13 protein-coding genes are annotated in these 14592 nt (G+C 60.6%); 10 read left to right on the top strand and 3 right to left on the bottom strand.

The genetic code is table 11. From position 1 onward, the window contains the following. Together WEA77_RS12190 and WEA77_RS12185 are read left to right on the top strand one after the other, a co-directional pair. The coding region (locus WEA77_RS12190; RefSeq protein ID WP_368068156.1) for a DUF1365 family protein at positions 1-487 on the top strand (487 nt) is incomplete at its 5' end. Next, positions 484-1710, top strand: a complete 1227-nt coding sequence (locus WEA77_RS12185) for a class I SAM-dependent methyltransferase (RefSeq protein ID WP_368068155.1) — start codon at positions 484-486, stop codon at positions 1708-1710. The genes WEA77_RS12190 and WEA77_RS12185, both read left to right, overlap by 4 nt. A 7-nt stretch (positions 1711-1717) precedes the next feature. Here WEA77_RS12185 and WEA77_RS12180 read toward each other — a convergent pair whose 3' ends face one another. The 3 genes from WEA77_RS12180 to tpiA all read right to left on the bottom strand — a co-directional run bounded on the left by WEA77_RS12180 (position 1718) and on the right by tpiA (position 4725). Next, a complete protein-coding gene (locus tag WEA77_RS12180) occupies positions 1718-3355 on the bottom strand; it encodes a CTP synthase (RefSeq protein ID WP_368068154.1) in 1638 nt (545 codons plus the stop codon). A 63-nt stretch (positions 3356-3418) separates the two neighbouring features. After that, positions 3419-3895 (bottom strand): preprotein translocase subunit SecG, encoded by a 477-nt coding sequence (gene secG / locus WEA77_RS12175; RefSeq protein ID WP_368068153.1) that lies wholly within the window; start codon positions 3893-3895, stop codon positions 3419-3421. A 71-nt stretch (positions 3896-3966) separates the two neighbouring features. Then, positions 3967-4725 (bottom strand): triose-phosphate isomerase, encoded by a 759-nt coding sequence (tpiA, locus tag WEA77_RS12170; RefSeq protein WP_368068152.1) that lies wholly within the window; start codon positions 4723-4725, stop codon positions 3967-3969. Between the two features lie 87 nt (positions 4726-4812). On the opposite strand from tpiA, the gene WEA77_RS12165 reads away from it, so the two are divergent. From WEA77_RS12165 to gltA, 8 genes are all read left to right on the top strand, one after another. Continuing rightward, the gene (locus tag WEA77_RS12165; RefSeq protein WP_368068151.1) at positions 4813-6726 is read left to right on the top strand and encodes a peptidyl-prolyl cis-trans isomerase; all 1914 of its coding nucleotides are present in this window, start codon (positions 4813-4815) and stop codon (positions 6724-6726) included. Continuing rightward, positions 6723-8147: an anthranilate synthase component I gene (gene trpE / locus WEA77_RS12160; RefSeq protein WP_368068150.1), complete on the top strand. Its 1425-nt coding sequence runs from the start codon at positions 6723-6725 to the stop codon at positions 8145-8147. Before WEA77_RS12165 ends, trpE begins: the two co-directional genes overlap by 4 nt. Then, entirely contained in the window at positions 8144-8716 is a 573-nt protein-coding gene (locus tag WEA77_RS12155; RefSeq protein WP_368068149.1) for an aminodeoxychorismate/anthranilate synthase component II, read from the top strand. Before trpE ends, WEA77_RS12155 begins: the two co-directional genes overlap by 4 nt. Beyond that, positions 8713-9744: an anthranilate phosphoribosyltransferase gene (gene trpD, locus WEA77_RS12150; RefSeq protein WP_368068148.1), complete on the top strand. Its 1032-nt coding sequence runs from the start codon at positions 8713-8715 to the stop codon at positions 9742-9744. The genes WEA77_RS12155 and trpD overlap by 4 nt, the downstream gene beginning before the upstream one ends. Beyond that, positions 9741-10535 (top strand): indole-3-glycerol-phosphate synthase, encoded by a 795-nt coding sequence (locus WEA77_RS12145; protein WP_368068147.1) that lies wholly within the window; start codon positions 9741-9743, stop codon positions 10533-10535. The genes trpD and WEA77_RS12145 overlap by 4 nt, the downstream gene beginning before the upstream one ends. A 109-nt stretch (positions 10536-10644) precedes the next feature. Further along, positions 10645-11325, top strand: a complete 681-nt coding sequence (gene lexA / locus WEA77_RS12140; RefSeq protein WP_368068146.1) for a transcriptional repressor LexA — start codon at positions 10645-10647, stop codon at positions 11323-11325. A gap of 429 nt (positions 11326-11754) precedes the next feature. Then, the gene (gltX, locus tag WEA77_RS12135; RefSeq protein ID WP_368068145.1) at positions 11755-13224 is read left to right on the top strand and encodes a glutamate--tRNA ligase; all 1470 of its coding nucleotides are present in this window, start codon (positions 11755-11757) and stop codon (positions 13222-13224) included. A gap of 36 nt (positions 13225-13260) precedes the next feature. Continuing rightward, positions 13261-14559, top strand: a complete 1299-nt coding sequence (gene gltA, locus WEA77_RS12130; RefSeq protein ID WP_368068144.1) for a citrate synthase — start codon at positions 13261-13263, stop codon at positions 14557-14559. Positions 14560-14592: the final 33 nt, after the last annotated feature.

Here is a 14592-nt window from a genome sequence, read left to right as displayed (position 1 = left end):
GCCACTCTCGCTCTGGTATGGCTACGGGCAGGACGGCAGCTTGCAAGGCATCATCTACGAAGTGCGCAACACTTTCGGCGAACGCCATTGCTATGTGGCCGCTACCGAGGGTGTCCGCTCAGTCCACTTCGCGGACAAGAATTTTCACGTCTCGCCCTTTTTCGATGTAACTGGGCAATACAGGTTTACGCTACGCGCGCCGGGCTATTTGCTCGATGTTGTTGTCGAGAACATGAAAGATGGCACGCGAACACATCTGGCAAACATCAAGGCACGTATGCTCGAGGCAACAACCGGCAATTTCCTGAAACTCGCCCTGAGGAATCCCATGTCCACCCTTGGCGTCACAGCCGGAATTCACTGGCAGGCTCTCCTGATCTGGCTGCGCGGCGCAAAGTATCGCGCGAAGCCGGCGAAACCTGCTCACGCGGCAACTGTTGCATTTCCAGAGCCGGAAGGCTCAAAATTTCCGGATACACTTCCATGAGTACAGTCATCATCGCCACGCCCCAGTCCGTCCGTCAGCTAAAGGGGGTCACCGCCAGTTTCCGGATTGCTGCAATGGTCTTGCTGCGCACGCATAACGGCGTCCTGACCTTTGTCTTGCCGAACGGCACGAAACTCCGGTTCGAAAACGAAGCGGAGGGGCCCGATGCAACGATCAATATCCACAATTTCCGCTTCGTCAGGGGTGCGCTTGCAGGCGGCGATGTGGCGTTTGCCGAATCATACATGGACGGCGACTGGTCCACTCCGGACCTGACTGCAGTCCTGCGATTCTTCTCGGCGAATTTCGATTCTGCCTCTCGCCTGTCGCGCGGCAACATCTTCGTTGGCTCAATGAACATGCTGCGCCACGCGCTGCGCCGGCGCAATTCCAAGGCCGGCGCGCGCAAGAACATCATGGCGCACTATGACCTGGGCAATGCCTTCTATGAAAAGTGGCTCGATCCGAGCATGACCTATTCCTCTGCCTGTTTCGAGAGTCCGAACCAGTCTCTCGAGCAAGGTCAGATGCACAAGTACAAGGAAATCTGCGATCGCATACACGCCGGACCGGGCTCTCATATCCTTGAAATTGGATGCGGTTGGGGTGGATTCGCGGAGTATGCTGCAAAGCACCGCGGAAGCCGTGTGACCTGCCTCACAATCTCCCCGGCGCAGAAGGCCTATGCTGAAGAACGCATGCGCCGAAACGGCCTGAGCGACCAGGTGGAGATCCGGCTTGAGGATTACCGCGATCATGTCGGCACCTACGATGGCATTGCCTCGATTGAAATGTTCGAAGCTGTCGGCGAGCCTTATTGGCCGAGCTATTTCGCCAAGGTGTTTTCGAGCCTGAAGGAAGGCGCGCGCGCAGCCTTGCAGATCATCACGATCGACGACGAACTGTTCCCGCGCTACCGCCAGCGCGTGGACTTCATCCAGCAGCACATCTTTCCGGGCGGCATGCTGATAAGTGAGAAGGTGCTGAAGGAACAGCTGACATCCGCCGGGCTGCGCCATGACGGCGTGGCCTATTTCGGGCAGGACTACGCGCGCACTTGCCGCGAATGGTCCCGTGAGTTCAACGGCCGTTGGGACGAAATTCAGCCCCTGGGTTTCGACGAGCAGTTCCGCCGTCTCTGGAACTTCTATCTGAGCTACTGTGAAGCCGGTTTCAGCGATGGCCGGATCAATGTCGGACAGTTCCAGCTCACGCGGTCCTGATGCGGCGTCAGACGAGACGAGACTGTTTCACGGCGGCGCCGATGAAGCTGGCAAACAGGGGGTGCGGCTGAAACGGACGTGACTTCAGTTCCGGGTGGAACTGGACGCCGATGAACCAGGGGTGATCCGGAATCTCGAAGATTTCCGGCAGCGTTCCATCCGGAGAGAGACCCGAGAAGACCACTCCGTGCTTTTCAAGCTGCGGGATATAGGATGCGTTGACTTCGTAGCGGTGCCTGTGGCGTTCCGAAATCTGCTCGCAACCATAAGCTTCCGCAACCCGGCTGCCGGCTTTCAGGCGTGCCGGATAGGCCCCGAGGCGCATCGTGCCGCCCTTGTCAGTGTTTTCGTTGCGCGTGACTTTTTCGTTGCCTTTGGTCCACTCTTCCATGAGGCCAACCAACGGATTGCGCGTCCTGCGATCATTTTCTGTGGTGTTGGCGTCCGTCAGGCCGGCAAGGTTTCGGGCCACCTCGATCACCGACATCTTTATACCGTAGCAGATGCCGAAGCACGGCACCTTGCGTTCGCGTGCAAACCGGGAAGCGCGGATCTTGCCGTGCGCGCCGCGCTCGCCGAAACCGCCCGGAAGAATGATGCCGTGAACACCTTCGAGGATATCGAGCGGGCGGGCATCATCGTCGAACTCTTCCGAGTTGATCAGGCGGACCGTCACTTTGACATTGTTGGCAACGCCGCCGTGGTTGAGCGCTTCGGCGACGGATTTATAGGCATCTGGCACGTCGGTGTATTTCCCGACCAGTCCGATGCAGACTTCACCGTCCGGATTGTGAATGGTCTGGGCGATGCGCTGCCAACCGGTCAGGTCTGGCTCGGGCGCGTCGCTGATGGCGAAATGACGGATCACTTCCTTGTCCAGACCTTCGGCGTGATAGGCGGCCGGGACGTCATAGATATGCCGGACATCGCGTGCTTCGATCACGCTCGATGGGCGCACGTTGCAGAAACTGGCAATCTTGCCCTTCTCGTTGTCGGGAATTGGCCGGTCGCAGCGGCAGAGCAGGATCTGCGGCTGGATACCGATCGAGCGGAGTTCCTTCACCGAGTGCTGCGTCGGCTTGGTCTTCATCTCGCCGGCGGCCGGGATGTAGGGCAGCAGGGTCAGATGGATGAAGCAGGTGCGCTCAGGGCCGAGTTCCTGACCCAGTTGGCGGATGGCTTCGAAGAACGGCAGGCCTTCGATGTCGCCGACTGTTCCCCCGATCTCGCAAAGCACGAAATCGACGCCTTCGCCCGGATCAGACAGGATGAAATCCTTGATCTCGTTGGTGACGTGCGGGATCACCTGGATGGTTGCGCCCAGATAGTCTCCCCTGCGTTCCTTCTCGATGATGCGGCTGTAGATGCGGCCGGTGGTGATGTTGTCCGACTGGCGGGCCGAGACGCCTGTGAAGCGCTCATAATGGCCGAGGTCGAGGTCAGTCTCTGCGCCGTCGTCGGTGACGAAGACTTCGCCGTGCTGGCGCGGGCTCATCGTGCCCGGGTCGACGTTGAGGTAGGGGTCAAGCTTGCGCAGGCGCACCCCGTATCCGCGTGATTGCAACAAGGCGCCGAGGGCCGCCGAAGCGATGCCCTTGCCCAAAGAAGACACCACGCCGCCCGTAATGAAAATATAGCGGATCATGGGATCACACTCTTGCAACGATTCGCGCAGGCGGCTTCCCGCGATGACGCGATTCAACCAAAATTACTGGGGATTGGTCTCTTCAGGGGCTGTTTCAGGCATAGGGTCGGTTACCGGAGCCGTCCCGGTGGTAGCCGGCGGCTTAGCGATCGCGGCGGTCGGGTCGATTACTTCGGCAGCCTCGGGCGCCGGGGCCTGCGTGTTTTCGTTGCCCAGAGGGTCAACACTCGGGTCGAACAGGTCAGTCGGCTCTCCTGCCGGGGCGAGCGGGCTGGATTCCTCCAGGACCTGCTCCAGTCCGGAGCGCTTGTCGGCAGACCGGTTGGCTATCGAGGTCAGCGCAAGGCTGGTGGCGAAGAAAATGCCACCAATGATGATTGTCGTGCGCACGATCGCGCCGGCAGCGCCGCGTCCGGACATCAGGGAATTTGCGCCGCCTCCCCCAATCCCAAGGCCTCCGCCTTCTGATTTCTGGACGAGGACAAGGCCGATCATCGCCAGACAGGCGAGAATATGGATGGCGAGAATGACGTTCTGCATGGATCGGACCCGGCTGCTTAGGTATTTCGCGCTCGCTTATCCCGCTTAAGGGCATTCGCCAAGCCGGGCATTCACACGGTTAGTGCGCTCGCCGTTGCGTAGATGGCGAGAAAGTCGCCCGCCTTCAAGCTTGCGCCGCCTATCAAGCCGCCATCTACATCCTGGATCGGCAGGATTTCGGGCGCATTTGCGGGGTTCAGGCTGCCTCCGTAGAGGATGCGGACCCCGCGTCCGGGTGGGCCAAAGCGGTCGACCAGAAACGCCCGGATAAAGGCATGAACTTCGCCGATCTGCGCAGGGGTTGCCACTTTGCCCGTCCCGATGGCCCACAGAGGCTCGTAAGCGATGACAAAACTGGCCGGCGATTTAAGGCCTTGCAGCGAGCCGGCGAGTTGGCCTTCAATGACCTCAAGTGTCCGGGCCGATGCGCGCTGTTCCAGCGTCTCGCCCACGCAGATGATCGCAGTAAGCGCGGCATTCACCGCTGCCCGCGCCTGCGCTGCGACCATTTCGTCGGTCTCGCCATGTCCGGTCCGGCGCTCGGAATGGCCTATGATGACATAATGCGCGCCGATCTCCGCCAGCATGGGCGCCGAAATGTCGCCGGTAAACGCGCCCTTATCCGCTGCCTGGCAGGTCTGGCCGCCGATTTTCAATGCTGCACCGGTCGCTGCCTGCACGGCCTCGCCCAGCAGGGTGGCCGGAACACACAACAGGAGCTCCGGAGCCTGCAGCGACGGGCTTGCGCCCGCGGCAACCTCCCGGATAATCGAGAGATCGGCCCGCAGACCATTCATCTTCCAGTTTCCAGCAATCAGCTTCCGGTTCATGCCGCGTTCCCTATCTTGCAAGTAACCGGTCGGTCGCCTAGCAAGCTGTGAGCCAACCGGCAAACCTATTCCAAAGAGACGCCCACCATGCTTGCCCTGATGAAACGGCTGACGAACTCCGTCTTCGGCAAAGTCGTTGTGATGATTATCGTCATCGGGATGGCGTTCTGGGGGGTCGATTCAATCTTCAACCTGGTTCGCGGAGGACTGGGCGCAAACATTGCTCAAGCTGGCGCGCGCGGGTTTGATCCGAACGATCTTGATCGCCGGGTCGAGAGTGTGCTGCGCAACATGAATGCGACGTCTGAAAAACCGATTACCAAGACCGAAGCACTCGAAAATGGCCTCATAGACCAGATTTTCACCGCAGAGACAGCCCGTATTACGGCGCTCGGTTATGGTGCCAGTCTCGGCATTGCATCGTCCACGGATGGCGTACTGGCCGAAACCCGCTCGATAGAGGCTTTCCAGAACCCGCTGACCGGCGAGCTGGATGCGACCCTTCTGCGCCAGCGCCTCCAGCAGCTCGGGTTCACCCTTAGCGAGTTCGAAGAACAGATCGGCGACGATCTGATGATCGAAACGATGCAGAAGGGTGCAACGTCGGCGGTTGCCGCGCCGAAAGTCCTGAGTGACCTGCAGGTTCTCTACTTCGGCGAAGCCCGCAATGTTTCGTGGTTCCTGTTTGACGCGCTCAAGGGGGCTGCGCCAGTCGAGCCCACGCCGCAAGAAGTCCGCGCTTATTATGACGCAAACCTTGAGCAACTGAAACAACCCGAACGGCGCGGGATCGACCTGTTGCGCATGTCGGCTGAAGACTTTCTGGGCGAAGTTGAAGTGACCGATCAGGAGATCGCGACGATCTATGAAGCGACGAAGTCTGAACGCTTCTCGGCCCCCGACCAGCGCACCTATGCTGAACTGCTGTTTGCAGAGCGCGACGCAGCCCGTACGGCGTTCGGCCTGCTGGCCGGTGGCGGTGACCTGAACGCCGTACGCGGCGCAACTTCAAATGTCCTGAAAACAAGCCGTTCAGCCGAAGTGGCGGATGTTGCCCTGCGTGACGCCATGTTTGGCGCCGGCAAGCAGAGTGGCGCCATGTTCGGGCCGCGCGAAGTGAATGGGCAGTGGATGGTTGCACGGCTGATATCTGTTCAACCAGGCGCAGTGAAGCCTATTGAGGAAGTCACCGGCGTGATCCGCGATGAACTCGGCGGTGAACGGGCACAAGTGGTGATGAACGAAAAAATGGACCGCCTGGATGAAGTGGTCTCCGCCGGTTACGACCTCGAAAAGATCGCTGAGGAACTCAAGCTTCCGGTGATGAGCTTTGCGGCTGTGGACGCCAATGGCGTTACCGAACAGGGGCAACAATTCAGCCTCCTTGGCGAAGCGAAGGAGGCCATGGCGCAAGCCTTCCGTCTGGGCCAGGGCGAACTGACCAGCCGGTTTGATACGCAAAATGCAATCTTCATGGCTTCGGCCCGCGAGATCATTGAGCCGTCCACACCCGCCTTTGAAGATATTGAAGATACAGTCCGCGCGATGCTCGTTACTGAACGCAGAGACAGCGCAGCGCTGGCTGGCGTAAATGGGCTTGTGGACCGTATCGGCTCTGGTGCCACGACCTTTGAACAGGCCGCATCAGCAGCAGCTTCCCCGGTCGAAACCTTCCCGCAATCGGTCACACGCGCAACCGCCGGGCAATTCGCCATTCCGGGGCCAATTCAGCAAGCCATGTTCAGCACCCAGCTGGGCAAGGTCGTGAACCTCGCCACCGGTGCGCCGAACACCTACGTGATACTCAAGGTCGACACTATCGAACCGCCAGGCGAGGCCGCACGGGCAGATATCGGCGCTGAGATTTCGTCGGCTACGGAGAATGCGCTCGGGCAAGACCTTATTCAGGCGCTTCAGGCAGAAATCACGAAATCGATGAAGGTCCGGATCAACGACGCATCCCTGGCAGGTTACAAACGGACAATTTCGGAGCCCCAATGACCGCCAGGCTGATCATCCGGCGGCGGATTGGAGACATCGAGACACCGGTCGGCGCCATGCTCAAGCTGGGTGCAGAACTGCCGGGCAGCTTCCTGTTTGAATCGATTGCCGGCGGCGAGCGCCTCGGCCGGTATTCCTTTATCGGGATCGAGCCGGGCCGCTGGTTCCGCATTCTGAACGGCGTAGCAGAAACGAGCGGGAATCCCGACTTTTCCAACGCCGTTAAACAGACCGGCACACCGATCGAGGCGCTCCGGCGTTTCGTGACAGCAGCTCGGGCGCAAGCACCGGCGGGTGTGCCGCCAATGGCATCTGGAGCCTTCGGCTATTTGGGCTACGACATGATCCAGTATGCCGAGCCGGTCGCCATCACAAAGCCAGATGTTCTGGACGTCCCGGACGCCTTGCTGCTGGTGCCGCGCGTCGTGGTGATCTTCGACCATCTGTATCAGGAACTTCTGCTCGTCGGACGGCAAGAAGACGATGACGCCCTTTCTATCGAAGCCTTGCTGGATGATGTGGAACACCGCCTCGAGCGCCTTGCGCCTCTTCCCCCGAAAGAGGGCGCGGCGCAGGCTGTTGCGCTTCAGTCCGACACGGCAAAAGAGCGCTATTTCGAGATTGTCGAGACCTGCCGCGATTATATCAAGGCAGGCGATGTCTTTCAGGTCGTGCCCAGTCAGCGGTTCTCGGCGCCCTTTACCCGCAAGCCTATCAGCTTTTACCGCGCGCTTCGCCGCCTGAACCCTTCTGCTTTCATGTTCCACATGAACCTCGGCAGCGTTTGCCTCGTCGGTTCAAGCCCGGAAATCCTGGTTCGCGTGCGCGGTGGCCGCGTGGCGATCCGCCCGATCGCCGGTACGCGTCCACGCAGCGGTGATCCGGAAGAAGACGCCCGCCGCGCGGATGACCTGCTATCCGATCCCAAGGAGCGGGCCGAACACCTGATGCTGCTGGACCTCGGCCGCAATGATGTCGGCCGGGTCGCCGCCTATGGCAGCGTAACAGTAACCGAGAGCTTTGTTGTGGAGCGCTATAGCCACGTGATGCACATCGTCAGCCATGTTGAAGGCGACCTGCGTGAAGGCCTGGACGCCGTGGATGCTTTGCTGGCGGGCTTCCCGGCTGGCACGGTTTCTGGCGCGCCGAAAATCCGCGCCATGCAGATAATCAATGAGGTCGAGACATCGCGGCGCGGCATCTATGGCGGCGCAGTCGGCTATTTTGGCTGGAACGGCGACCTTGATACCTGCATCGCGCTGCGCACGGCAGTCATCAAGGACGGCCAGATACACATTCAGGCCGGCGGGGGGGTCGTACTCGATTCCGTGCCTGAGTATGAGTATGAGGAGACTGTGCACAAGTCCGGAGCCCTGCGCCGGGCTGCAGAACTTTCGGCCGCATACGAGTTTGACCAATGATCCTTGTGATCGACAACTATGACAGCTTTACCTGGAACCTCGTTCACTATCTTGAGGAACTGGGCAGCCGGACGCATGTGATCCGCAATGACGAGTTGACGGCCGAACAGGCGCTCGCACTGAAGCCGGACGCCGTGCTCCTCTCCCCCGGCCCGTGCACACCCAATGAAGCCGGCATCTGCCTCGAGCTCCTGCGCAAGGCGCCGGACCCCCTGCCGATCCTCGGCGTGTGCCTTGGCCACCAGGCTATTGGCCTGGCATTCGGCGGCGACGTTGTCGGTGCACGGGAAATCCGTCACGGCAAACTGTCCCGAATTTCCCACACCGGCGGCACGCTGTTCGACGGCCTGCCAACAGAATTCTCCGTCGTCCGCTACCATTCACTTGCCGTGCAACCTTCGACGCTGCCAGAGACGCTGATCGCTGATGCGTACACACAGGACGGTGAGATCATGGCACTGCACCATCGAACAAGGCCGATTTTCGGCGTGCAGTTCCATCCCGAAAGCATCCTCACGGAGCATGGGCACGCCCTGCTCAAGAACTTTCTGCTGCAGATCCCCGCATGACGGACGGTGCATTGACCTCGTCATTGAAGGCCATCGCGCGCGGACAAGCCCTGCCGGTTGACCTGCTTGAGCAGGCATTCGAAGCACTGCTGTCCGGCGAGGCGGCACCCGAAGAGGTCGGCGCCTTTCTCATGGGACTGGCCGTGCGAGGCGAAACCGCCAGCGAGCTGGTTGCCGGCGCGAGGATTATGCGGCGTCATGCGCGCAAGGTTCAGATCGACGGCCAATTGCTGGACACATGCGGCACGGGCGGCCTGACGTGGAAAAGTCTCAATACGTCGACGGCAAGCGCCATCGTCATTGCAGCCGCAGGCGGACGCGTCGCCAAGCACGGCAATCGTTCGGTGCCGCCGAAAACCGGATCAGCCGATGTGCTGGAGGCACTGGGCGTCAATCTGGAAGTCGATGAGGCGACTTTGCGGGACTGCATCAACAAAGCCGGGGTCGGCTTCATGTTTGCACGCCTGCATCACGGCGCCGTCCGTCATGTTGCGCCGGTGCGCATGAAACTCGGTATACGGACGATCTTTAATCTGCTGGGCCCGCTGACTAATCCCGCCGGTGCGCAGCACCAGGTACTGGGCGTTTTCGGACCGGAATGGGTGCGGCCGGTAGGCGAAGCGCTCGGCGCACTCGGCACCCGGAAATCATGGGTGGTCCATGGGGTCGACGGCGTGGACGAGATTTCGATCTCCGGGCCAACAAAAGTCTGTGAAGTGACGCCCGGTGGATTGCGTGAATTCATGGTCGAGCCCGCAGCAGCCGGACTGCGTACGCATCCGCTGTCCACGCTCGAAGGCACCGATGTGACCGGCAATGCGCGCGCGATCATGGACCTGTTCGATGGCCATGCCGGACCGTTCAGGGACATGGTATTGCTCAACGCGGCGGCAGGACTGCACGTCCTCGGGCTAGCGACTGATCTTGCCCATGGCGCTGGATTGGCCGCCGCCGCAATTGATTCCGGCAACGCACGTGACACGCTGGCTACGCTTCGCCGTGTTTCGCAGGGGGAGGACGCCATTTGAGCACCGCTCTCGACCGCATCCTTGCATACAAGGCCGATGAAGTCAGAACACTGAAGCGCGCACGCTCTGCCTCCAGCCTGCTCGCTGACGCGAAAGCCCAAGCTGCGCCGCGCGGGTTCGCGGCATCCTTGTCGGCAGTCGTCGCGGCGGACCACAATGCGCTCATCTGCGAAATCAAGCGCAAGTCGCCCAGCGCCGGCGAAATCCTCCCGGGCGCCGATGCCGCCGCAATTGCGCGCGACTATGAACTTGGAGGGGCTGCCTGCCTGTCAGTGCTGACTGACGGTCCGAGCTTCGGTGGTACGCTTGACGACTTTGCGGCGATCCGTGCGGCTGTCACTTTGCCCATGCTGCGCAAGGATTTCATGATCGACCCGCTTCAAATCATGGAATCGCGCGCGCACGGGGCAGATTGCATCCTCGTAATCCTGAGCGCTGTGGATGATGCCTGCGCGGCCGAACTGACCCAGACTGCCCTCGATCTGAACATGGATGTGCTCGTCGAAACCCATGACGAGGCGGAACTGGAACGGGCCTTGCGCCTCCCCTCCCCGCTCGTTGGCGTAAACAACCGCGACCTCAAACGGATGGTCACCGATCTGGGGACAAGCGAGCGCCTGGCGCCGCGCCTGCCTGCCGGGCGTCACCTTATCTCTGAAAGCGGCATTTCGGATCCCGATCATATCCGACGGCTGCGGACATTCGGCATCCGGCGGTTCCTCATCGGTGAGAGCCTGATGAAGCGAAACGACCGCGCCGCCTTCACGCGGACCCTGCGCGAGGCCAGCTGATACCCGATTTTGTGCGCCTCAGTGCCCAAATGTTCCGCAAACGGTTGACCCGAAACGGGAACACACGTAGAACATGTGTGAACACAGAATCACTTGGGAAGGCTCACCCATGCTCACCAGCAAGCAGAAAGAACTGCTTCTTTTCATCAACGACCGCATCCGGGAAACCGGCGTGTCTCCGTCATTTGACGAGATGAAGGAAGCGCTCGACCTCGCGTCAAAGTCCGGTATCCACCGCCTTATTACGGCGCTGGAGGAGCGCGGTTTCATCCGCCGGCTCGCCAACCGCGCCCGGGCGCTGGAAGTGCTCAAACTACCGGATTCTGCTGCGCCTTTGTCCGGCGGGCGTTATCGCCGCGACTTTAAACCGGCGCTGGTCGCCAATCAGTCGGCGGAAGGTTACCATCCGGGAATGATCCCGCTGGTGGGCCGCATCGCCGCCGGTTCGCCTATCTCCGCCATCCAGCAGGATAACGGGTATGTGCCGGCGCCGACCGAAGCAACCGATGGCGGCGATTACTTCGCCCTCGAGGTTCAGGGCGACTCGATGATCCAGGCCGGCATTCTCGATGGCGACATCGTTATCCTGAAGCGTACCAACACCGCGCAGACAGGTGATATCGTGGTCGCCCTGATCGATAGCGAGGAAGCAACCCTCAAGCGCCTGCGCCGCAAAGGCGCATCGGTTGCGCTCGAAGCGGCTAACCCTTCCTATGAGACACGGATTTTCGGGCCCGACCGGGTCGAAGTGCAGGGGCGGCTGGTGTCACTGGTGCGCAAGTACGATTGAACGCCAGATCGCGGCTCCGGTTTTCTCGGCCGCGTCACGTTTTCCCCGGTTGATCTGCACACGAATGCCATGGGCGCGTTCCACAATGCGTGTGCGCCATTTGCCCGAAGCGCTCGGCCTCGGAGTAAAGCTCAGACCAGCTTATACGGAAGCTTATGCCCAGGTCTGTCGGATGCCTTCGTAAGCGCTCCCGCCGAGGGATCATTGCCAGGGTTATGGTAAGGTCCGGATACAGATTTCGGGCTCCGGCGCCGGCGCAGATCGCAACGCCAAGCACCAGCGGGCGTGCATCTATCCAGGTAGTCGAGACGGCGCCCTAGAGTAAATTAAGTGCGGGCAGCCGTCCCCCTTGCACTCCGGATCATCCTCGTGTTTCTGCACCCCGTCGGCGGCGGTCGCGCCCCCCTAGCCCCGGAGATTATCCTGATCATGCGCGTTGTTACGCGATTTGCCCCTTCTCCCACCGGGATGCTGCACATTGGGGGAGCTCGCACCGCGCTTTTCAACTACCTTTTCGCGAAAAGGTTCAATGGCCAGTTCCTTCTGCGCATTGAGGACACGGACCGCGAGCGTTCGACGCCGGAGGCGACCTCTGCCATTCTTGATGCGATGAGCTGGCTGGGGCTTACGCCGGATCAGCCCGCCGTTATGCAGTCGGCGCAGGCCGACCGGCACGCGGCCGTTGCACATGAGATGGTCGCGCGCGGGACGGCGTTCCGTTGCTATGTCAGTGCCGAGGAATTGCAGGCGCGCCGCGAACTCGGGGAAGAGAAGCGTCTGGCGGCACGTCAGGAGGGCCTCGGCGAGGCCGAGCGCACAGCCTTGCTTGCGCAAGCAGGCGCGCTGCTGGCGCCCTTTCGCTCGCCCTGGAGGGACGCCGGCGAGCCTCCCGCGAAAGATGCACCCTACACAGTGCGCCTCCGGGCGCCTGATGGGGGCGACAAGGTAGTCGAGGACGGCGTTCAGGGAACCGTAAGGGTCAACGCCGCCGAGATTGACGATCTCGTGCTCCTGCGAACGGACAATACACCGACCTACATGCTCGCTGTCGTGGTCGATGATCACGATATGGGCGTCACTCATGTCATTCGCGGCGATGATCACCTGCGAAACACGTTTCGACAGATTCCGATCTACGAGGCGATGGGCTGGGATGTCCCGCACTTCTCGCACTTGCCGATGATCCACGGCAACGATGGCGCGAAATTATCCAAACGCCACGGCGCGCTCTCCACGACCGTCTACCGTGAGCTTGGCTATCTGCCGGAAGGCATGAAAGCTTATCTCCTGCGCCTTGGCTGGAGCCATGGAGACCAGGAGATCTTCACCGAGGACGAGGCGATCCAGCTGTTTGATCTTGGCGGCATCAACAAGGCCCCTGCGCGGCTCGACCTCGAAAAACTGGGGACCGTCAACGCACACTTCATCCGGGACGCAGATGATGACCGCCTGTTCGGCCTTCTTCATCCCTTCCTGAAAGCGGACGGCGATGTGGACGCCGACACGGCAGCACGTATCAGGCGCGCGCTCCCCTTCCTGAAGGACAGGGGATCGACCCTCGTTGAACTCGCGGCTGCACTTCGCTTCCTGCGTGTGCGTCGACCGCTTGAACTCGCAAAGACTGCGAAAAAGTGTCTTTCGCCAGAAGGGCTTGCAAGGCTGGGGGGACTCCTGCCTGAATTGCGTAACCTCTCAACTTGGACAACCGGTAGTATTTCTGAAACGATCACGACATATTGCACTGCAACAGGCCTATCGATGGGGCAGATAGGTCCGCCTTTGCGCGCGGCGTTGACGGGCGGATTGCCCGCACCGGATCTGGCGCCGGTTATGGATTGGCTCGGGCGCGACGAAACGCTGGGCCGGATGGAAGACCAGATTCAGGCGGACGCTGCATAAGGCGCCTCCAAAACAGATAGAACAGGGAAAGAGCTGATGGAAAACAAGGTAAAGAATGCAGGCACGGCCAAGCTTGAGGTCGCCGGCAAAAGTGTTGACCTGCCCGTCTATTCCGGCACGCATGGTCCGAACGTCATCGACATTCGCAAGCTCTACGCTGAAACCGACCATTTCACCCTTGATCCGGGTTTTACCTCGACCGGCAGCTGCGAAAGCCAGATCACCTTCATCGACGGCGACGAAGGCGTACTGCTTCATCGCGGCTATCCGATCGAGCAGCTGGCGGAAAAATCGAATTATCTCGAGCTCTGCTATCTGCTCCTGAACGGCGAGTTGCCGGACAAGGCGCAGTACGATTCCTTCTCGAAGGAGGTTCGTCAGCACACTCTGCTCCACACTCAGCAAGACCGCTTCTTCGACGGCTTCCGGCGTGACAGTCACCCGATGGCAATGCTGACAGGCGCTGTAGGCGGCATGGCCGCCTTCTACCCGGGCGCCATGGGCAACGAAGATCCCGAAGAACGCCGGCGCGATTCCATACGCCTTATCGCAAAGATGCCGACGATTGCGGCCCGCTGCATGAAGTACAATCTTGGCCAGAAGTTCATCGACCCGCTGAACAAGTTTTCCTACTCGGAAAACTTCCTCAACATGTGCTTCTCGGTGTCCGCCGAAGACTATGAGATCAACCCGATCATGGCCCGCGCCATAGACCGCTTCTTCATGCTTCACGCTGACCACGAGCAGAACGCATCGACGTCGACTGTCCGGCTCGTGGCCTCTTCCGGCGCACACCCCTTTGCCGCCATTGCGGCGGGCGTGGCGAGCCTCTGGGGCCCCAGCCATGGCGGCGCCAACGAAGCGGCGCTGCGCCAGCTCCGCGAAATTGGTTCGCTCGACAAGGTTCCGGAATTCGTCAGGATGGCGAAGGACAAGTCCAGCGGCATTCGCCTGATGGGCTTTGGTCACCGCGTCTACAAGAACTATGACCCGCGCGCGAAGGTCATGCAGAAGACCTGCCACGAAGTACTGGACGCGCTCGACCTGCGTGATCACCCGCTGCTCAAGGTTGCGATGGAACTGGAACGCATCGCGCTTCAGGACGAGTACTTCGTCGACAAGAAGCTCTATCCGAACGTCGACTTCTATTCGGGCATCATCCTCGAGGCGATGGGTTTCCCGACCAAGATGTTCACGGTTCTGTTCGCTGTGGCGCGCACGGTTGGCTGGGTTTCGCAGCTGAATGAGATGCTGGAAGACCCGACACAGAAGATCGGGCGCCCTCGGCAGATCTACACGGGTGCACCCAAGCGCGACTATACGCCAATAACGTGACGCTGAGACTGGCTCAGATCTAGCAGGATGGCA

The sequence above is a fragment of the Hyphomonas sp. genome (genome assembly GCF_040882205.1).
Classification (GTDB): Bacteria; Pseudomonadota; Alphaproteobacteria; order Caulobacterales; family Hyphomonadaceae; genus Hyphomonas.
Note: the sequence above shows the minus strand (reverse complement) of the source record. Positions and strands in the feature narration are given on the sequence as shown.

Excerpts from the sequence above, each read along its gene's own strand:
- WEA77_RS12165 (WP_368068151.1), top strand. The coding sequence starts at position 4,813 with ATGCTTGCCCTGATGAAACGGCTGACGAACTCCGTCTTCGGCAAAGTC.
- WEA77_RS12185 (WP_368068155.1), top strand. The coding sequence starts at position 484 with ATGAGTACAGTCATCATCGCCACGCCCCAGTCCGTCCGTCAGCTAAAG.
- trpD (WP_368068148.1), top strand. The coding sequence starts at position 8,713 with ATGACGGACGGTGCATTGACCTCGTCATTGAAGGCCATCGCGCGCGGA.
- gltX (WP_368068145.1), top strand. The coding sequence starts at position 11,755 with ATGCGCGTTGTTACGCGATTTGCCCCTTCTCCCACCGGGATGCTGCAC.
- gltA (WP_368068144.1), top strand. The coding sequence starts at position 13,261 with ATGGAAAACAAGGTAAAGAATGCAGGCACGGCCAAGCTTGAGGTCGCC.
- secG (WP_368068153.1), bottom strand. The coding sequence starts at position 3,895 with ATGCAGAACGTCATTCTCGCCATCCATATTCTCGCCTGTCTGGCGATG.
- trpE (WP_368068150.1), top strand. The coding sequence starts at position 6,723 with ATGACCGCCAGGCTGATCATCCGGCGGCGGATTGGAGACATCGAGACA.
- WEA77_RS12180 (WP_368068154.1), bottom strand. The coding sequence starts at position 3,355 with ATGATCCGCTATATTTTCATTACGGGCGGCGTGGTGTCTTCTTTGGGC.
- tpiA (WP_368068152.1), bottom strand. The coding sequence starts at position 4,725 with ATGAACCGGAAGCTGATTGCTGGAAACTGGAAGATGAATGGTCTGCGG.
- WEA77_RS12155 (WP_368068149.1), top strand. The coding sequence starts at position 8,144 with ATGATCCTTGTGATCGACAACTATGACAGCTTTACCTGGAACCTCGTT.
- lexA (WP_368068146.1), top strand. The coding sequence starts at position 10,645 with ATGCTCACCAGCAAGCAGAAAGAACTGCTTCTTTTCATCAACGACCGC.